This window comes from Mucilaginibacter sp. GW822-FHT03E02, from assembly GCF_058801545.1.
The window spans coordinates 3,693,753-3,712,836 of the sequence record NZ_JBXANJ010000001.1; the positions used below are offsets into that span (position 1 = coordinate 3,693,753).

18 protein-coding genes are annotated in these 19,084 nt (G+C 42.6%); 11 read left to right on the forward strand and 7 right to left on the reverse strand.

Translation table 11 applies throughout. From position 1 onward, the window contains the following. Positions 1–176: 176 nt before the first annotated feature. On the forward strand, positions 177–533 hold the full coding sequence (locus AC1RM2_RS15310) for an ISAon1 family transposase N-terminal region protein (RefSeq protein ID WP_492982898.1): 357 nt from the start codon (positions 177–179) through the stop codon (positions 531–533). Then, positions 526–1,509 (forward strand): ISAon1 family transposase, encoded by a 984-nt coding sequence (locus AC1RM2_RS15315; protein WP_492982900.1) that lies wholly within the window; start codon positions 526–528, stop codon positions 1,507–1,509. Before AC1RM2_RS15310 ends, AC1RM2_RS15315 begins: the two co-directional genes overlap by 8 nt. A 106-nt stretch (positions 1,510–1,615) precedes the next feature. Here the strand turns inward: AC1RM2_RS15315 and AC1RM2_RS15320 are convergent, their stop codons facing one another. Continuing rightward, the gene (locus AC1RM2_RS15320) at positions 1,616–1,753 is read right to left on the reverse strand and encodes a ParA family protein (RefSeq protein WP_492986061.1); all 138 of its coding nucleotides are present in this window, start codon (positions 1,751–1,753) and stop codon (positions 1,616–1,618) included. A gap of 478 nt (positions 1,754–2,231) precedes the next feature. Between AC1RM2_RS15320 and AC1RM2_RS15325 the strand changes: the two genes are divergently transcribed. The 5 genes from AC1RM2_RS15325 (at position 2,232) to AC1RM2_RS15345 (ending at position 6,638) form a co-directional block, all read left to right on the forward strand. Next, positions 2,232–2,810, forward strand: coding sequence for a Crp/Fnr family transcriptional regulator (locus AC1RM2_RS15325; RefSeq protein ID WP_492986063.1), 579 nt, complete (start codon positions 2,232–2,234; stop codon positions 2,808–2,810). Between the two features lie 158 nt (positions 2,811–2,968). After that, positions 2,969–3,826 (forward strand): SDR family oxidoreductase, encoded by an 858-nt coding sequence (locus tag AC1RM2_RS15330; protein ID WP_492986065.1) that lies wholly within the window; start codon positions 2,969–2,971, stop codon positions 3,824–3,826. Positions 3,827–3,876: 50 nt separating this feature from the next. Continuing rightward, positions 3,877–4,287, forward strand: coding sequence for a nuclear transport factor 2 family protein (locus AC1RM2_RS15335; RefSeq protein ID WP_492986067.1), 411 nt, complete (start codon positions 3,877–3,879; stop codon positions 4,285–4,287). An 855-nt stretch (positions 4,288–5,142) separates the two neighbouring features. Next, complete coding sequence (locus AC1RM2_RS15340) at positions 5,143–5,595, forward strand: pyridoxamine 5'-phosphate oxidase family protein (protein WP_492986069.1); 453 nt, start codon at positions 5,143–5,145, stop codon at positions 5,593–5,595. Positions 5,596–5,813: 218 nt separating this feature from the next. Further along, positions 5,814–6,638, forward strand: coding sequence for a universal stress protein (locus AC1RM2_RS15345; RefSeq protein ID WP_492986071.1), 825 nt, complete (start codon positions 5,814–5,816; stop codon positions 6,636–6,638). A 112-nt stretch (positions 6,639–6,750) separates the two neighbouring features. Here AC1RM2_RS15345 and AC1RM2_RS15350 read toward each other — a convergent pair whose 3' ends face one another. The 3 genes from AC1RM2_RS15350 to AC1RM2_RS15360 form a co-directional block, all read right to left on the reverse strand. Then, positions 6,751–7,143 carry an HIT family protein gene (locus tag AC1RM2_RS15350; protein ID WP_492988252.1) on the reverse strand — a complete coding sequence of 131 codons (393 nt, stop codon included), beginning with the start codon at positions 7,141–7,143 and terminating at the stop codon, positions 6,751–6,753. A gap of 94 nt (positions 7,144–7,237) precedes the next feature. Further along, positions 7,238–7,711: a transcription elongation factor GreA gene (gene greA / locus AC1RM2_RS15355; protein ID WP_477382542.1), complete on the reverse strand. Its 474-nt coding sequence runs from the start codon at positions 7,709–7,711 to the stop codon at positions 7,238–7,240. A 305-nt stretch (positions 7,712–8,016) separates the two neighbouring features. Next, entirely contained in the window at positions 8,017–8,943 is a 927-nt protein-coding gene (locus AC1RM2_RS15360) for a 2-hydroxyacid dehydrogenase (RefSeq protein WP_492986073.1), read from the reverse strand. Positions 8,944–9,072: 129 nt separating this feature from the next. On the opposite strand from AC1RM2_RS15360, the gene AC1RM2_RS15365 reads away from it, so the two are divergent. Both AC1RM2_RS15365 and AC1RM2_RS15370 read left to right on the forward strand, forming a co-directional pair. Further along, the gene (locus tag AC1RM2_RS15365) at positions 9,073–9,786 is read left to right on the forward strand and encodes a hypothetical protein (RefSeq protein WP_492986075.1); all 714 of its coding nucleotides are present in this window, start codon (positions 9,073–9,075) and stop codon (positions 9,784–9,786) included. A gap of 92 nt (positions 9,787–9,878) precedes the next feature. Further along, positions 9,879–10,433: a hypothetical protein gene (locus AC1RM2_RS15370; RefSeq protein ID WP_492986077.1), complete on the forward strand. Its 555-nt coding sequence runs from the start codon at positions 9,879–9,881 to the stop codon at positions 10,431–10,433. A gap of 12 nt (positions 10,434–10,445) precedes the next feature. Here the strand turns inward: AC1RM2_RS15370 and AC1RM2_RS15375 are convergent, their stop codons facing one another. Beyond that, complete coding sequence (locus tag AC1RM2_RS15375) at positions 10,446–12,335, reverse strand: DUF4153 domain-containing protein (RefSeq protein WP_492986079.1); 1,890 nt, start codon at positions 12,333–12,335, stop codon at positions 10,446–10,448. A gap of 57 nt (positions 12,336–12,392) precedes the next feature. On the opposite strand from AC1RM2_RS15375, the gene AC1RM2_RS15380 reads away from it, so the two are divergent. Further along, a complete protein-coding gene (locus tag AC1RM2_RS15380) occupies positions 12,393–13,460 on the forward strand; it encodes a pyruvate dehydrogenase complex E1 component subunit beta (RefSeq protein WP_492986080.1) in 1,068 nt (355 codons plus the stop codon). Positions 13,461–13,579: 119 nt separating this feature from the next. Beyond that, positions 13,580–13,798: a zinc ribbon domain-containing protein YjdM gene (locus tag AC1RM2_RS15385; protein WP_492986082.1), complete on the forward strand. Its 219-nt coding sequence runs from the start codon at positions 13,580–13,582 to the stop codon at positions 13,796–13,798. A 634-nt stretch (positions 13,799–14,432) separates the two neighbouring features. On the opposite strand, the gene AC1RM2_RS15390 is transcribed toward AC1RM2_RS15385, so the two are convergent. Continuing rightward, positions 14,433–15,893 carry a TolC family protein gene (locus AC1RM2_RS15390; protein ID WP_492986083.1) on the reverse strand — a complete coding sequence of 487 codons (1,461 nt, stop codon included), beginning with the start codon at positions 15,891–15,893 and terminating at the stop codon, positions 14,433–14,435. Continuing rightward, a complete protein-coding gene (locus AC1RM2_RS15395; RefSeq protein WP_492986084.1) occupies positions 15,893–19,057 on the reverse strand; it encodes an efflux RND transporter permease subunit in 3,165 nt (1,054 codons plus the stop codon). The genes AC1RM2_RS15390 and AC1RM2_RS15395 overlap by 1 nt, the downstream gene beginning before the upstream one ends. Positions 19,058–19,084: the final 27 nt, after the last annotated feature.

Sequence of the window (19,084 nt, forward strand, 5' to 3'; positions counted from 1 at the left end):
AATCTTTTTTAAACGCTTAAATCATCTGGTTTAAGCGTTTTTTTTTGCTCAAAAAATCGCATAACTACTCAGGTTTTATAACTCACCCAGGTGACCTATTCGGGATCAGTCCGAAAAGTTGTGGGCGAATAAAAAAAGTATTTGTTTTGCGGCAGGAATAACAAATACGAATACCCTTGTCAGCAGCATACGAAACCCTTGTCCGTTTAATCTTACCAGAAGGTATCTTAGCATATTTTGAGCTTATAAATGTTAATTCTTCAGAAAATGGGCAGCTAAACATTTACCTGGAAGAAAAGAACCTCGCTCCATCGGGGTATGAAAAGGCACAACTTGAATCAAAAGGTTTCTTACCGGAAACAGCTATACAGGACTTTCCCATCCGCGGTCATAAAGTAGCTCTTTGTATCAAAAGACGCAGGTGGGAAGTAAAAACAAGTGGAGAGATCATCACAAGAGACTGGGATTTAGTAAGAAAAGGTGCGCGAATGACAACAGAATTCGGCACTTTTTTAAAAGGTATATTTGGATAATCATCCTATTAGCAGCCATTTATTAGGCAAGTTATATCAGGTGGACGGCAAGCAGCTCGGTCAGCAATATAAAGATCACCTGAGTGATTTTCAGAGCTGGGGCCAGAAAGAGCATGCAGAGGAGTGGATGCTGTTTGCAGATAATATAGGCCCTTACCTTAGTATAGATGAAACCGCCTTGAGCAACGGAGAACTGTATACCATTGTTACCAATAAAGCAGCCAAAGGGGGTAAAAAGGCTATCGTAGCGATGATCAAAGGCACACAGGCCGAACAGATCATGGCTGTACTGGAGCGAATACCTGTCCGTAAAAGGAATAAAGTTAAGGAAGTGACGATGGATATGGCTGCTAACATGATCAAAGCTATCCGCAGGTGTTTCAATAATGCTGTGCGGGTTGTTGACCGGTTCCATGTACAAAAGCTGGCTTATGATGCTGCACAGGAAGCTAGGATCAAATATCGCTGGGAAGCATTAGAGCAAGAGAACAAAGCAATAGAGGACGCTAAAAAGAACAAGCAAAGCTATCAGCCTGAAGTATTTAGCAACGGGGATACTTTAAAACAATTACTGGCCAGAAGCAGGTATCTACTATTTAAACACCCATCTAAATGGACCGTATCACAGAAAGAAAGAGCTGATTTGTTGTTTCCAAGGTATCCCTTGTTGCTCAAAGCCTACAACCTGTCAATCCGGCTGGGGCAGATTTTCACTATCTGTAAAGACAAGCAGCAGGCGTTTAAAAGACTGGCAATCTGGTATAATGATGTAGAAGACGCAGGTATTGATGCTTTTAAAACTGTTGCCAGATCTGTAAAAACGCATTATGAATCTATCTTAAACTTCTTCGATAACAAGAGTACCAACGCATCTGCAGAATCTTTCAACGCTAAAGTCAAGGCTTTCAGAGCTACTTTAAGAGGTGTAAGGGATACTTCTTTCTTCTTATTCAGACTTGCTAATATCTATGCCTAACTTTTTATCCCCCCCCACAAGAATTCCGCTTGATCCCCTATTCGGGGCCTGTTTCTAATAACTAATTTAGCCACAAATTAACGATAACTAAATGGCAATCAATTGGTTAGTGTATGATCCCTTGTAAATCCGAATCGATCAATACAACTTTTAATTGGTCCTGGAAGCATAATGCCAGGTTTATTGCCATCGTGCTTTTTCCTACGCCACCCTTTTGGTGGGCAATGGTGATGATCTTTGCCATATTACATAATTCTAAATTGCTGTAAATACATGTTTATGTAATTCTGTATTTTGAGAATTACATAGCAAAGGTGGGAGTAACCAAAAGCAAAATGCTCCGATGTTATCCGAGTCGGATATCTGTTTTTTTAATTCAATTCATAGTATTCAAAATGAAACGGACTTAGTGTTTTTGAATAAAATGAAGAAATAATAATAGATTATATGGCAACAATATTCAACAAAGCACAGACCTGAAGTATATGGGTTTGAGCTCTTTGGTGGTTCTTTTACTTGTGGAGTTTTTTCGTATTATAGGGGTCAATAAAATTCAAATAATGAATGCATTTGCGTTAAATCTATGGACCGTAGGAAATACCGAATTCTTAATTTTATAGTGAAATGTTGGACATACAACACGCCCGGATATAATAAAATGGCAAGTACATACAAGGTATTTTTACTTAAATTCTTACTATTTTTAGGCAATTAATCAAAACATGTTCGAGGTTTTTAAAAAATACATTGATACTAAGATTTCTCTGACCGAGCAGCAGTCTGAGCGTATTCGGGCCCTTAGTATCATTAAAAAACTGCGCAAAAAGCAGTACTTACTACAGGAAGGCGATACCTGGAAATATCATGCATTCATTACAAAAGGTTGTATGCGCACTTATTCCATTGATGAAAAGGGGTTGGAGCACATCATTTATTTCGGTATAGAAAATTGGTGGATCGGCGACAAGGAAAGCCTGACCTTCAACCAGCCAAGCAAATATAATATCGATGCGGTTGAAGACAGCGAAGTGGTTTTATTTACCGACCCTAATTTCAATTTAGCCTGCAAAGAAATACCTGCTTTTAATGATATGATAAACAATATCCTACAGAGAAGCTTTGCTAACTCACAAAACCGTATCCAGGCCGCCATCAGTTACACTGCCGAAGAAAAATACCTGAATTTTCTGAATAAATATCCGGGTTTTGCCACCCGGATACCTCAAAGCATGATCGCATCTTATCTTGGTATCACCCCCGAAACCTTAAGCCGGGTGCGTAGCCTGTCGGCTAAAAAATAACTCCTCTTACCTGTTTCGCATTTATTTCCGGCTGCCCAATGTCCATTTTTTATTGACATATATCAATTTCTTTCTTACGATATGTCAATGTGCAGAATTTTCGGTCTCTGCAACTTTGTATTGTTCAATAAGCAATAACATTTAAACAATTAAAGATCATGTCAAAGACAATTTTTATCACAGGAACAAGCACCGGATTTGGCAAATTAACTGCCATTACTTTAGCAAAAGCAGGACACAGTATAGTGGCCGGTATGCGCGCCATAAACGGACGTAATGAAGCCGCAGCAAAAGAATTATCAGCCTTGCCAAATATTGAAGTGGTTGAAATAGATGTAACCAGCGACAATTCAGTTAAAGAAGCCTTTGAAAAGGTATTGACCAAATATGGCCATATCGACGTACTGATCAATAATGCCGCGGTATCCGGCTTCGGTTTACTGGAAGGCTACTCTATAGACCAGGTAAAAAATATGTTCGAAGTAAATTTCTACGGAGTGCTTCGCACTTACCAGGCAGTGCTGCCCAGCATGCGCGCAGCCAAAAACGGTTTGATAATTAATATCACTTCGGGAGCAAGCGGACATACCCTGCCATTTATGATCCCTTATTTAGCATCTAAATTCGGTGTCGAAAGTATCACAGAAGGGGTGCAGGATGAATTGAGTGAATACGGTATCGAAAATGTGAGCATCCAGCCAGGGGTATATCCCACAGAAATGAACAACGGCAGCAAAGCAGGTGTACATGCAGACAAAGCAGCCATCGTTGCAGAATACGGAGACGCGGCTACACAAAAATTCAATGCTATGGGTACCGCATTATTCAGTAAAATGGCTGAATTCAAGATGGATCCCCAGACCATTGCAGACGGTATACTAAAGCTGGTTGAAATGAAAAAAGGTTCACGTCCGTTACGTTTCCCATTGGATGCGGTAGCACAAGGCACCGACCAGGAATTTATTGATGCCAGAGCTGTTATTAAAGCAAAATGGCTGGCTAAATACAATAACTGATTTATAACAACCATTAATCAACGATCAAGAACAATTTAATAATTAAAGCAATGAAAACAGCTAAAGAATTACTACTCGGATACCTGGAAAATATAGATAACCCTGATAAAGCCATTGAGCTTTTTGCCGAAGACGCCATCATAGAGCTCCCTTACCTTGCAAGTTTGGGTTTGAATTCCCAAATGACCGGTAAAGAGGTAATTTATAATTTCCTTAAGAATTTGCCGAACACGTTTGCAGACTTCAAATTTAAGAATATTCAAATTCATATCGATACCCCGGAGCAGGCATTCGGCGAATATCAAGTTAATGCAACTGTGAACTCGACCGGAAGGCCATACCCTCAGTTATATATGGGCAGACTTGTCGCCGAAAATGGTAAGATCAAGCTATTGCGCGAAGCTTTGGATATGATCAAAGTAGCAAAAGGAATGTTTCCGAATGGGTTGGCAGATCTATAATTCCAACATTGTTAATATAATAAAAGTCTTCAGGTTAGTTTCTGTGGACTTTTCATACGTGTAGCAGGCTCGCTATGATGGCACAGTTCCAAAATTGCAAGCTTTGCATTCTCCACTATCGAAATCGATTCCGTTGTTTTCGATTTTAATCAAAATGGCGTAGGACCTTTCAGTGTCTAAAAGGTCGTTTTGCTATTGCTTTTTTGACAAAACATTTTTCATTAAGTACAGCCAATTTTGAAGAATTTTAAAGATGTAGCAAGCACATGAAAGAGAAGACCACAGAATTATTCCGGTAAGCGCACTCGACCTATTATAGCATTCTGTATTTCTATAATTACATAATTATGTAAATCGAAATATCGAATCTTGGCTGTTTTTTAATAAATAGTCCAGAAGTTTGCTTCCTTTTTTGTAAATTTGATGTATCAAAAGTTCTTTAAAACAACTCAAAATACCTCAAGTTATCCGGTGTCTTAATCGGTGACTAATGGTTTTTAGATTTTATAAATACCTGTTATTTAGCGTTATATCGAAATGGTTCGAATCCCGTCCATTCCGCCAAAAGCATTTAAAAAATGTTCAAAAGCCTTTAAATCATATGATTTAAAGGCTTTTGGTTTTTATCAATTATTCTGCTTGAACCATATTTACTCACGTGTTCCTTGCTTGACGCGTGGGGATGCATAAACAAATACCTTTTTTATTCCCACATAAGAATTTTACTTGAGCCGCTTTTAGCCATAGATAGTGACGCGCATCACTTTTTAATAATAAAACGATCATTTTTAAACAGATACCCGGTGTCTACTTTTGACGTTACTAATTATTCCATAACGTTTAAAATTTAAGATCATGTTGGGAGCACTTACAGACGTACAGATAGAAAGTTTGCTGAAACAGCAGGTTACCGGTCGTTTAGCATGTCATGCTGAAGGAACTACCTATATTGTACCGATAAATTACGTTTACAGTGCGCCATATATCTACAGCCATTCGGCAAATGGTAAAAAGATTGAAATGATGCGTCAGAACCCAGAGGTATGTTTTGAAGTTGATGACATCCAAAGCATATTTAACTGGAAAAGCGTTGTGGCCTGGGGGCGTTTTGAAGAAGTGACCGACATGGACGAGAAGGCCTGCCTGATGCAGGGAATTATACATCGCATAATGCCCCTGGCCAACCACCCGGCCAATCATCCTTCGCATGGGATAACCGAGAACGACAGCGATGTGGGTGAAAAAGTGGAACTGATTATTTACAAGATCAATCTTGATAAAAAAACAGGACGGTTCGAAAAAAACTGACAAGCGATGATTCCGTTTTGCAAGGGCCCAATCTGTGTTATCATCACCATCTCCTGATGGTCTTCGTGTTGCATTTTAACAGAACAGTTGCCCATCCGTTGATATTGCAACAAAGATAATAAGTGTTTGATCACAAGCAATTTATAGCGTGACCGGCGTCATGTTTCCTGTGAAAAGCATTTGTGAAATTTACAAAAGAAAATTATAAACCCGACACCATGAAAACGATTATTGTAATTAACGATGGCTCACCATCTGCAGCGCACGCATCAAAACAGGCTTTTGCTATTGCCCAGGCGGTACAGGCCAATATTTTAGTGGCCAACACCTATAAGGTTAACACAATGGCAAAAGTTGTGGCTGGTCATAATATTGAACAACAAGCGTTGGTTGTAAGAGGTCGTTTGGCGAGAATACTAAATACGTTCAACCCCGAGCCAGAGGGTTACCAGCCTGACATGTCAACAGTGGATATTGTGGATTTTGATGCAGTGCAATTAGCCGCCTTGATAATCAAAAAAAACATTTGGTTAATAGTGAGCGGAAGCGGCACCACGTTGCAAGATGGGTCGCGACAAGCTTTATTAAATCTCCAAAGCGTATTAAATAAAGTGCAGTGTCCGCTGCTAATAGTGCCCGAAACCTGGACATTAAAAAACATACAACATATAACTTATATGGCCGATTTACGGTATTGTCGCGCTGCTGTTGTAAAATACCTTGTTCAACTGGCCGAGCCTATGCAGGCGAGCGTATCTGTAGCACATTTGTCGGCTAAAGGAATTCCGGATATTGAGGAAAGTTATGGTCAGCGGCTGTTTACCGAACAGGTTGGAAGCCATGTACATAGTTACCCAATTGGTTTTAACAATATCAGGGAAAGAGATATTAACAAGGCGGTTGATGTTATAATTAACGGAATGCATAACGATGTGCTGGTGCTTGTTAACCACCGTTATCATTTTAAAGAAATCATCGGGGATTATTTGACCGAAGCACTGCCGGGGCATATTACAATACCATTGCTGATATTTCCTTATTAATTAAAGCAAAGCGAATCATGGGTGGTTTTGCCTTCAGGGGCCAAATAAAAACAGGGTATTGTTTTAAGCAATACCCTGTTAAGTTTTCTTTCAAATCAATGCAGGTAAGTATTTAAAACGCTGCTTTGATCTTATCTTTTGTAACACTCAATTCTTCGGCGCTGAAGCTTAGTTTAGGCCTCGAAAAATTAAGATCATCAACCCGGTTCATGGGGATAAGGTGGATATGTGCATGCGGCACTTCGAGGCCGATAACAGCCACCCCTACCTTTTTACATGGTATAGCTTTTTTTATCGCCGTAGCCACAATTTTGGCAAATATTTGCAAACCGGTATAAGTTTCATCATCCAGGTCGAAAATGTAATCAACTTCTTTTTTCGGAATCACCAGCACATGCCCTTCGGCCAGTGGGTTGATATCTAAAAAAGCTAAAAACTCATTACTCTCGGCAACAACGTACGCCGGGATATCGCCTGCGATAATTTTCGAAAAGATGTTCATGATTAATTATTTGAAAATTTGAGGATTTGAAAATTTGAAGATGACCTGGCGATTCGATATTTTCAAATCCTCAAATCTTCAAATTCTCAAATTAAACTTACCGACTCACTTCCAGTATTTCAAATTCAATTTTACCTGCCGGTACCGTGATCTCAATTTTTTCGCCTACTTTTTTGCCTAAAAGGCCCTTGGCTATGGGCGATGCTACCGAAATTTTACCGGCTTTCATATCGGCCTCACTTTCGGCCACCAGCTGGTAGCTCATGGTGGCGCCGTTTTTAAGGTTTTTGATTTTAACGATAGATAGTGCCAATACTTTTGATGTATCCAGTTTGGATTCATCCAGCAAGCGGGCGTTGGCCAACACTTCCTGCATTTGCGAAATTTTAGCTTCATGCAAGCCCTGCGCCTCTTTAGCGGCATCGTATTCGGCATTTTCAGACAAGTCACCTTTATCGCGCGCTTCAGCAATTTGTTTTGATATATCCGATCGGCCGGTTGTTTTTAACCTTTGTAATTCTTCTTTAAGTTTTTCTAAACCATCCTTGGTAAAGTATGATACCTCTGCCATAACACGTAAATTAATTATTATTTATCCTATTGGTTGTCCAAAAAAAACCGCCCTCCCTTTTTTAAGAAGGACGCAACGACTATAAAAACAAACAAGACTATATGGGCCATGCCTACATAGTCTTGTTTAGTATTAAACGAAGATAAGTGATTTAAGTTTTAATATGCAAATTTATTTGATGTGCAGATGTGCAGATTTCAGATGTGCAGATGAAGGGAAATTATTGCCGGTCTACCCGCAATAAGGTAAGCATTTAGTCAAAATATCCATTTTAATCTGCACATCTGAAATCTGAAATTTGCACATCATCGCAAAGCAACCAACTTCTCCGCCATCACTTCACTTATCTTCCGGTACGAATCAAACGTCCAGCCGGCAACGTGGGGGCTTAGGATAACCTTGCCGCTTTGGCGCAACTCGTCGTACCAGGCCTGCTCGGCCAGGGTAGGGAACTTTTCAACTTCAAGCACATCCAGGCCCGCTCCCAATATTTTGCCTTCTTTAATGGCTTTCAATATGCTGCTTACTTTTGCTGTTTTGCCCCGCGAGGTATTGATAAAAAATATCGGCTTTTTAAAGTGAAACAAATATTCGTCGTCAATTAGTTCGTTGGTTTCTGATGTCAGCGGTACGTGTATACTTAGCACGTCGCTTAGTTTTACTATTTGCTCCATGCTTACTTCGCGCGCATAGCGGTCGCTAAAGCCGGTTTTATACTTATCGTAAGCAATTACATCAACCTGGAAACCCGATAGCTTACGGGCAAAGCTATGCCCCATGTGGCCGTAGCCAATAATACCTACGGTTTTTCCTTTCAGTTCGTAGCCGCGGTTGCCCTCCCGCTCCCATTTGCCATTCCTTATCTCGGCATCACCCCGGTTAAAATTATTCATTAGTGAAAGCAATAACCCAATAGCATGTTCGCCAACGGCATCGGAGTTGCCTTCGGGCGCGTTAATCAGTTTAATGCCTTTTTCGGCGGCGTAAGCCTCGTCAATATTGTCCATGCCGGCGCCCGCGCGGGCCACAAATTGCAGGTTTGTGGCCAAATCAAAAACTTGTTTGGTTACCTGGAATTTTGAGCGGATAACCAGGCCCGCGTAATTGGCTATAATTTGTAAAGCTTCTTCGGTTTTTATGGTTGGCCTGTAATCGCATGTATAACCCTTGGCTTCGGCCTGCTCCATAAATATGGGATGTACATCATCAACAATAAGAATGTTATTTTTCAACTCGTCAGTAATTTTTTTATAAAAGGCGAATTTACAAACACATAGGTTATTAATGCGTAGCATTTTACGGTTTTGCTCATTTTTACGCTTTAAATATATTTACATTGCAATTTTAAACCTACTGAAGCGATGGAAAATCTACCTAAACAAATAAAAACATTAAAATTATACCTGGCCCTACTTACGGTAGCTATAATTGTTTGCTTTGGCTTTATTATAAGGCTGATAAGCAATCAAGCCCACTTTAAACAAATAACCGCCGAGCGGATTGACATTGTTGAGCCTGATGGTAAAATACGCATGGCCATAAGCAATCGCCAAAGCCAGCACCCGGGCACCATTGACGGCAAACAACTGCCCAAACGCGACCGCCCCGCCGGCATGATATTTTTTAATGATGATGGCAATGAGTGCGGCGGGTTGGTATATGATGGCGATAAAAAAAGCGCGAGTATGACCTACTCCATCGATCAGTATAAGAACGACCAGATTATGCAGCTTCAATATAGCCAGGAAAACAATGGCCCGCAATTGCAAAGAAGCTATGGCCTGAAACTTTGGGATAAGTACGATAATTTCCCTTCATCAAAGGTTTTGGCTTATATTGATTCACTGAACAAATTAAATGATACTGTTGCATATAAAACAGGAATTGACAAGCTTAACGCTTCTGGCCGGGTAACCAAAGAAAGGCTTTTTGTTGGTAAAAACGCAGGGGGCGATGTGGGCTTATTTTTGAGCGATGCCAATGGTAAGCCAAAGCTGAGGATATATATTAACAAACAAAATCAACCCGTAATTGAAACCCTGGATGATAATGGTGCGGTGGCAAAAAGCCGTTAGCTTACTGCCATATTTACCCGCTTTATTAATTGGCACGAGAATAGCTTAGTATGTTACAAGGGCTTGCCCTTTATTACATAAACCAATTAGAAATGAAATCATTAAAGCAAATAGGCACCGATATAAAACACTATTCCGAACAATTATCGTACGATGGGTTTAAGCAGGTGTTTGATCATATCGATCAATTGAACGTAAAAAAGGGCGTCGACAAATTGGGCCTTGATAAATTTATAAACCAATGTGCAATTATGGCTGCCGGTAGCGGTGCCATATCGGGTAGCGGCGGTGTTTTAACCATGGTAATAGGTATGCCTGTTGATGTACTTAACCTGATAACTCAGCAATTTAGGGTTACTATGGCTATTATGTACCATAACAGGGGCAGCTATCAAATGGGGTTCGACGAGTTTATGAAACTGGTAGCTATATCTTTTAAAGTAGAAACCGGTATTGCCCTCAGCAAAACCATGATGGAAAGCGTGGCCGAAAAAATAATCCTCAACCTGGGCGTTCGCACCGCCGAGCGCCTTGTGCCGGTTGTTGGCGCTGTTATCGGCGGTACAACCAATTATTTGTTTATTAAGCGGATGGCCAAATCTGTTAAAGAAATGCAGGCGCGGCCTGTGGTAATACAGGTGAATTGATGCTATGGGCACCTACTTGATTTTGATTAAATAGGTGCCCGATATTTTTATGTCGGCTGGTTTCTCTTTTCCGGTAATATTAAAATTTATACTGTTGATCTGAAAGGCTACTTTATACGTAGTCGTTTCTTTAGTAAATAAAGTCTCTTTAGCCGGTAGATCGTAATTTTTATAATATTCAGACTCTGTAGGCGTGTGATATTTATTAAGGGTTGCTGTATCTGCCAACAATTTATGGGCAACATCAAAAGGTCTGAAATTAAAAGTTTCGCTATTGAGTTTTAAGGTAAATGACCCGTTCGCCGGTTGTGTTTGCTTAATTTGAATGCCGTTGAAATTATTAGTCAGGGTATCAGCATACTCATCGGCGACGAGTGTTATATCATAGCCCTTTACAACTACTATTTTTTCTTTTTTGCTAAATGTATAGTAATAGGTCATAGCGTTATCATTCTCGTTGTACCAGGTTTCAAAATGATGGAGGCCAAGGGAAAGTCGGGCCCACTCATACTTACTTTCCCTTAACTCTCTCCGCCCATAATCGCCCGAAGTGCGCCAGTCCCGGCTTTTCAACCTACCTAACGAATCGGACAATGCGGTAAGATCCTTATTAAAATAAGGCTGCAAGGGTGTGATATCGTATTTATAAATGAAATAATTTAAAGATGCCACAGCTTTACTGCCGTCTTTTTCGCTCACCTTTGTACTATCAACCGCGATGAATTTGCCGTTTTTCAACGCATTGTGCTTTTCAAAAAACTTAATTATAATTCGCTTTTGCGAATACATACTAACCGTAAAAGCGCTTTGCGGGCCGTACACGGATAAAATGGTTACTATACATAAAGAGATAGGGATAAGCTTTATATTCTGCTTTTTAAAAGCTAAAAAGTAAACGGAAATAAACAACAGCCAGCAGGCAAGCGCGATTAAAAAATAGCGCCATTCGGTAATGCCATACATGAAAACTCTTGCGCCTACTGCCACAAACAGGAGGCCCAACAAGGGGATCAATAAAAAATAAAAGCTGCGCGAATAGATTTTGATCCATCTATTGCCATCATGTTCACGAATGGGATATATCAGCAACAATGACAGCACTCCAAACACCGCATAGCTTAAAATAAGATTTGATACCAGGCCTTTTGGCAGGCTCCAAAGTGAGATGATCTTAATCTCGTATGCTAATAAAATAAGCACATATATGGTTGATAGAGGGATCAATACAAACTGGGTAAATATTTTCAATGCTTTGGGGTAGCTCAAATCGTCGTTAAGCGCACGCGTATCGGCGGGTACGCCAGCCAGGAAAAAGGTAGTGGTAAACAAGCCCACTATCCAAACCCAAAGTATGGCATAAGTATCCCACTCAAACTTAAAGTTGAATAAAAAGTTAGTAGCGGCAATGGCGGCAGCTATCCCTAAAAACAAAACCACACCATACAATACGCTCGTTAAAAAACGAAGAAACAATGTTTTATTAAATTGCCAAAACCCATTAACCTGTCCCTTACCCGTAAATGCCACAAAGGCAACCAGCAAATGAAACGAAAGCGATAACAGGAAAAACCGGATATAATCGGCTTCGCGGGCGGTAGGGTCTATGATGAAAATGAGGGAGGCTGCAAAAAGCGCAGCTATGATTTTTATAATGAGTTTATTTTGTTTACTAAAGGGTCGGCTTTGCGTAAACAGCGTTGCCGACAGGCTTAAAAGTAGGCCCAGGTTGGCCGTCATCACTCCGCGCATCAGCCAGCCTTCATGTACCCGGTCCAGGTGGCGCAGTTCCACCTCGATGGTACCTGCAATGGTCCCGGCAAGGGCAAAAAACATTTCAAAGGGATAGCGCCTTATAGTGGACAGAAAGCCTTCGGCGAGTGTTTTAATGGATGGGAATTTCATTGCGACAGGGTTTATACAGGCAATGTAAGTACAATTTGTAAAATAACTGTACTAAAAATGCAAAGTGCATGGGCAGCAATTGCATTTAACACATTAGTGATTATATTTGCGGTCGCAAAAAACATCATTTTATACAATATAATGAGAGAAATACAATTCAGAGAAGCGCTACGTGAGGCCATGGTCGAAGAAATGCGCAACGACGATACCATATACCTGATGGGTGAAGAGGTTGCCGAATATAATGGCGCCTACAAAGTAAGCCAGGGCATGCTGGACGAATTTAGCGCAAAACGCGTTATTGATACGCCCATCTCTGAATTAGGCTTTGCCGGTATTGGCATTGGTTCGGCTATGAATGGCTTACGCCCGATCATCGAGTTCATGACCTTTAACTTTTCGTTAGTGGCCATCGATCAGATTATCAATGGTGCGGCCAAAATCATGTCGATGAGCGGCGGCCAGTTTTCTGTGCCAATCGTTTTCCGCGGCCCAACCGGTAATGCGGGTATGCTTAGTTCGCAGCACTCACAGTGCTTTGAAAACTGGTATGCCAACTGCCCGGGTTTAAAGGTTGTTGTTCCGTCGAACCCGTACGATGCAAAAGGCCTGTTAAAATCTGCAATATTGGATCCCGATCCGGTTATTTTCATGGAGTCGGAGTTAATGTATGGCGATAAGGGCGAAGTTCCTGAAGAAACTTACTATATCCCATTGGGTAAAGCCAAAGTGGTAACCGAAGGTACCGATGTTACTTTGGTAGGTTTCGGTAAAATCATGAAAGTGGTTATTGCCGCTGCTGCCGAACTGGCAAAAGAAGGCATCAACGCCGAAGTTATCGACTTGCGTACTGTACGCCCTATTGATTATGAAACAGTAATTAACTCGGTTAAAAAAACAAACCGTTTGGTAATTATCGAAGAAAGCTGGCCTTTAGGTTCAATTGCTACCGAGGTTGCTTTTAAAGTGCAAAAAGATGCCTTTGACTACCTTGATGCGCCTATCCTGCGTATTATGGGTGGCGATGTTCCGTTGCCTTATGCGCCAACTTTAATACAGGAATACCTGCCAAACCCTGAAAGGGTTATTAAAGCGGTTAAAGAGGTAATGTACGTTACTAAATAATAACACGATTTAAGGATTTTACAGGATTGACAGGATTTTTTCTTGTCGCTTTTAAAATTTAAATAATATCAAAAAGCCCGGTATTTGTATCGGGCTTTTTAATTTAATACAAATACACAATGGCAGAATCAATTGTAAAAGACAGCAACGGCAACATCCTGAACGATGGTGATTCGGTAACGCTGATAAAAAGTTTAAAAGTTAAAGGCGGCGGCGTAACGCTTAAACAAGGTACGCTGGTAAAAAAAATCCGCCTTACGGATGACGATAAAGAAGTTGATTGCAAAATTGACGGTATGAGCATTGTGCTTAAAACGGAATTTTTGAAAAAAAGGTAATTGCTGATAACCGGAGAAAGCCAAAATTACCGTCGGGTGTCAATTAGGTAAAACTAAAAAATGAGATTACGTGTTGGATTTACGTCTCAACAACCATGTCGGGTAATAAAATTCGCGGATTCTGAAGAGAAAACGATATTTGAAAATAAAAAGACTGTCATGCTGAGTGTTGAAATCCGCGGATTCTGAAGGAGGAATGACATCATAAAATGGGCTGTCATGCTGAGCCCCGTCGAAGCATAGCGGGCAAAGGCCTCTCCGCGCGACCCTTCGACAGGCTCAGGGTGACAGGCCTACGCATGACATGTTGGAACTTACATAAACATTAGCATGAACGCTGGTCACGACTTACCCCGGCTGCGCGCTACGCTGGCCGACCCTCTCTCCGGCTTACGCCGCATAGGGGGTAACCCCCCTTTTTGTTTTTTGGCCCCTCTATGCGCGAAGCGGAGAGAGGGGTGACGGGCGTAGCCTCGTCGGGGTGAGTCGAGTCGCCGCCAAGTGATATACGTCATTCTCCCTTCAGAATTTCGCGAAATTTTACAACTCAGGATGACAGGGAAATTGAACATTTTCTGAGGGCAGTTTGGTTACAGGATTTTCCGCCTCAACGCAATTTACACAGCTATTTAGCCTACCGCCATCCCCCTCCTACTGCCTGGTACAAATTCACCGAGCTTAGGAATATATTACGTTTAATGTTTGTTAACTCCAGTTCGGCATCCAGTACACTGCGTTGGGCGGTAATAATCTCGAGGTAATTGGCGCGGCCAACCAGGTAAAGATCATTGGCTACCGATAGGGCGTTATTGAGCGCTTGCAGCTCCTGTTGTTTAAATTCAAAAGCCTGTTTGTAATTGCTGATGCCGCTCAGGTTGTTATTAACCTCCTGGAAACCCGATAGGATAGTTTTCTGGTAATTATAAACCGCTATCTTTTCTTCGGCAATGGTACGTTCATATTCGGCTTTTATGCCCTTGCGGTTAAATACAGGCGCTGTAAGCCCGCCAATCAATCCATAGGTAAATGAGGCAGGGTTGAATAGTAAACCCGCATTAAAGCTATTATAGCCCGCGTAGGGCGTTAAGGTGAGTGTTGGGAAAAAGCTGGCCCTGGCCGCTTTAATATCGGCATTCATGGCCGCGAGTTCCAGCTCGGCGGCGCGGATGTCTGGGCGGTTAAGTAATAACTGTGAGGGTACACCGGCCCCGATAATTACCGGCAACGCAATTTTCATGATAGCGGTATCCCTTGTAATTTTTCCTTTAAAACTGCCCGATAAAAAACTAAGCTGGTTCTCGGTTTCGGTTATTTGCTGCAGGGTTGTGTATTGCAGGCCTTTGGTCCGCGCCAATTGGGCCTCAAATTGTTGTACGGCAAGCTCGGTTGCCCGGCCGCCCAGTTTTTGAATTTTTACAATTTCCAGCGCGTTATCCTGTAGCGCTATGTTTTTTTTGATGATAGCCAACTCGGCATCAAGCGCCAGCAACTGGTAATATAGCCCGGCTATTTGTGCCGTAAGCTGGGTTGTAATTAGCCGGTACCCGCTTTGGCTGGCCAGGAACCTGGCAAAGGCAGCCTTTTTTTGGTTACTTAATTTGCCCCACAGGTCAACCTCCCATGAACTTTGAAAACCCAGGAAATAATTGGGCGTTGGGTTGGGGATGTGCTGGTTGCTGTTAATGTTTTGCGAAAAATTGGTATCGTAATTACCAACGCCGTTCTGCGTATAATCACCATATTTTTCCAGCCCGGCATTCGCCGCGATGTTAACGGTTGGTAATAATTTCGACGCGCTGAACCTGAGGTTGGCACGCGACGCTTCTACGCGTTGCAATGCCGTGAGTATATCCGGGCTGGCCTTTAGCGCGGTATCAATAAGGCTGATAAGTTTTTGATCGGTAAAAAACTGGTTGATGGGTAAGGCTGCGATGGTTGTAGTATCCTTGCTGCTGCCAAAGGCGTCGGGTAAATTAGCGGCCGCATCCGAACCGGTAACGGGCGTATACGTTTTGCAGCCTGTCATTAAAATCAATAAAAACGCGGTATTCAGGATATATAAATTTGCTTTTTTTAGCATGAGTAGCTTTTTCATTAGTTAACAATTTCCATTTCATGGTGCATTTCGGTAAGGGGCTCTTCGGGCATTTTGTGTTTACGCGCGGCCATACCGGCAAATATTACGTACAGGCCAGGGATCAATATCACCCCGAAGATAGTGCCCATCAGCATGCCTCCTGCGGCCGCTGTGCCTATTGACCTGTTGCCCATGGCCCCTGCGCCATCAGCAATGCATAATGGAATTAAGCCGGCAATAAAGGCCAGCGATGTCATCAGGATAGGCCGTAAGCGGGATACAGCGCCTTCAATAGCCGCTTTAACTATGGTTAAGCCCTCTTTTTGCCGCTGGATGGCAAATTCCACAATCAGGATGGCATTTTTGCCCAGCAAGCCAATGAGCATTACCAGGGCTACCTGGGCGTAAATATTGTTTTCCAATCCACATATCTTTAAAAAGAAAAAAGCGCCGAAAATACCGGTAGGCAACGACAGGATAACGGGTAGCGGCAGCAAAAAGCTTTCATACTGGGCGGCTAATAGCAGGTAAACAAATATTAAGCAGATGATGAAAATGTAAATAGCCTGGTTGCCCGATAAGATCTGCTCCCTCGTCATGCCCGACCATTCAAAAGCATAGCCCTTAGGCAGTTTTTGTTTCGCTATCCGCTCAATAGCGGCATTGGCATCGCCGCTGCTAAAGCCTTTGGCCGCATCGCCGGTAACCATGGCCGATGTATACATGTTGTAGCGGGTAAGCTGCTCGGGGCCGAAAACTTTTTCCATTTTAACAAAGGTGGAAAAGGGCACCATTTCGCCTTTATCGTTTTTAACCTGCAGGTTTAAAACATCCTCGGGCCGGGCACGGTACTCGGGCGCGGCCTGCACCATCACCTTGTACATTTGCCCAAAGCGGATAAAGTTGGATGCATAAAAACTACCCATTAAGGTTTGCAGGGTCGACATCGCTTTATCAACCGTAATTCCCTTTTGGGCCGCTGTTTGCTGATCGACAGAGATCATGTACTGCGGAAAGTTTGGATCGAAACTGGTAAATGCGCCCGAAATTTCGGGCGAGGCATTTAGCGCGTCCACAAAATCCTTAGTTACTTTGGCAGCTTTTTGCAGATCGCCCTGGCCGGAACGGTCAAGTACCCTGATCTCGAAACCGCTGGAGTTGCCAAAACCCGGCACCGTTGGCGGCGGAAAATACTGGATAGATGCATCGCCTATGTTTTTGGTTTTCGCTGTCAGCGTGGCAATAATATCCTCTAACGATTCCTTGCGCTCATCCCATGGTTTCAGGTTAATCATGGCCATGCCATAGGATGCACCCGCAATTTCGTTTACCAAACTATACCCCGATAAAGTGGATACCGACTCAATTGCCTTGATGCTTTTGGTTTTATTGGCTATCTCTTTTAAAACCTGCTCGGTACGCTCAACTGTTGCGCCGGCCGGGGTGGTTACGTTTACGTAAATCATCCCCTGGTCTTCGGTAGGGATAAAACCTGTTGGTAATATGGCGCTGGTGCCCCAGGTAAGTACAAAAAAGCCTATCAGTAAAGCGATGGTTATTCCTTTGCGGGGTGAAAGGAAGGTCATGAAGCCCGAATATTTGTTTTGCAATCCATCGTACCGTTTATTAAAGCCGGTAAAAAAACGTTGGGTAATGGTTTTCTTTTTAGGCGCGGGGTTATGCTTTAGCATAATCGCACAAAGTGCAGGGGTGAGCGTTAACGCGTTTACACCGGATATCACAATTGATATGGCCAGCGTGAGCGAAAACTGCCGGTAAAATACGCCTACAGGGCCCGACATAAAAGCTACCGGCACAAACACGGCCGACATCACCAACGTAATGGCCACGATAGCCCCGCTAATCTCCTTCATCGCGGTTATGGTTGCTTCCATGGCACTCATGTGCTCTTCGGTCATTTTTACGTGCACGGCCTCAACCACCACAATAGCGTTATCTACCACAATACCAATAGCCAGCACCAACGCGAACAGGGTTAGCAGGTTGATAGAGAAGCCCAGCAACTGCATAAAAAACAGCGAACCAATAAGCGCTACGGGTACAGCCAAAGCAGGTATTAACGTTGAGCGGAAATCCTGCAGGAAAATGAACACTACAATAAACACCAGTATAAAAGCCTCTACCAAAGTGCGCAATACTTCATGGATAGATGCATCCAAAAAACGCGACACATCATAATTTACGTTAAAACTCATGCCCGCCGGGAACGAACTTTTTTTAAGCTCGGCCATGCGGGTTTTAATGTTGTTGATAACATCCCGTGCGTTTGAGCCAGGGCGTTGTTTTATCATGATAGATGCTGATGGCTTACCATCGGTATTGGATACCATGCTATAGGTAAGCGAGCCAAATTCAACATCGGCAATTTCTTTCAGTTTTAATACAGCGCCGCCTTCTTCGGCGCGGATAACAATGTTTTCATATTGTTTGGGCTCAAAAAACTTGCCCGGATAGCGCAAAACATATTGCAGCATTTGTGGCGATTTATCTGAACTTTGCCCGGTTTTACCTGGGGCCGCCTCCACGTTTTGTGCGCGGATTGCATCAATAACATCATCGGTTGATACTTTGTAAGCCATCATCCTATCGGGCTTTAACCATACCCGCATAGAGTATTCTTTGGCACCCATAATTTCGGCACGGCCAACACCGTCAATCCGTTTTAATTCCTGCAGTACGTTAATGTCGGTAAAGTTGTAGATGAATTTCTCGTCCATGCCGGGATCTTCGCTGATGATGTTCAGGTACATCAGCATACTGTTCACCTCTTTTTCGGTGGTTACCCCGGCTTTAATCACCTCTTCGGGCATTTCGTCAATAATAGTGGCAACACGGCCCTGTACGTTTACAGCAGCCTGGTCGGGGTCAACCCCAACGTTAAAATAAATCTGTATCACCGTAAGCCCGTCGTTACTGCAAACGGTGGTCATATAAGTCATGCCCGGCACGCCGTTAATGGCGCGTTCAAGCGGGGTGGCCACGGCCTTGGCGCAAACCTCGGCATTGGCACCGGTATAGTTGGCGGTAACGGTTACCGATGGCGGCACAATATCAGGAAACTGGGTAACCGGCAAAGTAATTAATGCCAGCACGCCCAGCAGGGTAATTATTAAAGATATCACAAGCGACAGCACTGGCCGCTTTATAAATGTTTCGAACATAGCGCGTGGGGTTTGTATACAATAAAC

Bases quoted from the DNA above. Each gene is read 5' to 3' on its own strand.
- AC1RM2_RS15320 (WP_492986061.1), bottom strand. From the start codon at position 1,753: ATGGCAAAGATCATCACCATTGCCCACCAAAAGGGTGGCGTAGGAAAA.
- AC1RM2_RS15325 (WP_492986063.1), top strand. From the start codon at position 2,232: ATGTTCGAGGTTTTTAAAAAATACATTGATACTAAGATTTCTCTGACC.
- AC1RM2_RS15330 (WP_492986065.1), top strand. From the start codon at position 2,969: ATGTCAAAGACAATTTTTATCACAGGAACAAGCACCGGATTTGGCAAA.
- AC1RM2_RS15335 (WP_492986067.1), top strand. From the start codon at position 3,877: ATGAAAACAGCTAAAGAATTACTACTCGGATACCTGGAAAATATAGAT.
- AC1RM2_RS15340 (WP_492986069.1), top strand. From the start codon at position 5,143: ATGTTGGGAGCACTTACAGACGTACAGATAGAAAGTTTGCTGAAACAG.
- AC1RM2_RS15345 (WP_492986071.1), top strand. From the start codon at position 5,814: ATGAAAACGATTATTGTAATTAACGATGGCTCACCATCTGCAGCGCAC.
- greA (WP_477382542.1), bottom strand. From the start codon at position 7,711: ATGGCAGAGGTATCATACTTTACCAAGGATGGTTTAGAAAAACTTAAA.
- AC1RM2_RS15365 (WP_492986075.1), top strand. From the start codon at position 9,073: ATGGAAAATCTACCTAAACAAATAAAAACATTAAAATTATACCTGGCC.
- AC1RM2_RS15370 (WP_492986077.1), top strand. From the start codon at position 9,879: ATGAAATCATTAAAGCAAATAGGCACCGATATAAAACACTATTCCGAA.
- AC1RM2_RS15375 (WP_492986079.1), bottom strand. From the start codon at position 12,335: ATGAAATTCCCATCCATTAAAACACTCGCCGAAGGCTTTCTGTCCACT.
- AC1RM2_RS15380 (WP_492986080.1), top strand. From the start codon at position 12,393: ATGCAAAGTGCATGGGCAGCAATTGCATTTAACACATTAGTGATTATA.
- AC1RM2_RS15385 (WP_492986082.1), top strand. From the start codon at position 13,580: ATGGCAGAATCAATTGTAAAAGACAGCAACGGCAACATCCTGAACGAT.
- AC1RM2_RS15390 (WP_492986083.1), bottom strand. From the start codon at position 15,893: ATGAAAAAGCTACTCATGCTAAAAAAAGCAAATTTATATATCCTGAAT.
- AC1RM2_RS15395 (WP_492986084.1), bottom strand. From the start codon at position 19,057: ATGTTCGAAACATTTATAAAGCGGCCAGTGCTGTCGCTTGTGATATCT.